A 224-nucleotide genomic window follows, 5' to 3' on the forward strand; every position below is an offset into this window, starting at 1 on the left:
TAAAAAATACCTCCAAAGCTAAAGCTTTTACTTTAACTTTGGGGGTATAGGTCACTAAGGCGGTTATTTTTTTTGCTTACTTTTGATCAGCTCAACAATTAATGCGATTAAGGCCACGATAAAAGTACCGAAAGCCAGCATTAATTGTAAAGCGTCCGCAACGGACACCTAGGCTACTCCTTTCGTTAGGATTTATGGGCTTTAAAGGTTTAACACCATAAGCA

1 protein-coding gene and 1 pseudogene are annotated in these 224 nt (G+C 38.4%); both read right to left on the reverse strand.

Annotated features, from left to right (window positions below):
- Positions 1–63 precede the first annotated feature (63 nt).
- The gene (locus MMY95_RS16165) at positions 64–141 is read right to left on the reverse strand and encodes a putative holin-like toxin (protein WP_235708434.1); all 78 of its coding nucleotides are present in this window, start codon (positions 139–141) and stop codon (positions 64–66) included.
- A pseudogene (locus MMY95_RS16170) lies at positions 113–196 on the reverse strand (hypothetical protein); the annotation flags it as partial. The gene MMY95_RS16165 and the pseudogene MMY95_RS16170, both read right to left, overlap by 29 nt.
- Positions 197–224: the final 28 nt, after the last annotated feature.

The organism is Lactiplantibacillus sp. ME-2, assembly GCF_022549155.1.
Lineage (GTDB): Bacteria > Bacillota > Bacilli > Lactobacillales > Lactobacillaceae > Lactiplantibacillus > Lactiplantibacillus plantarum.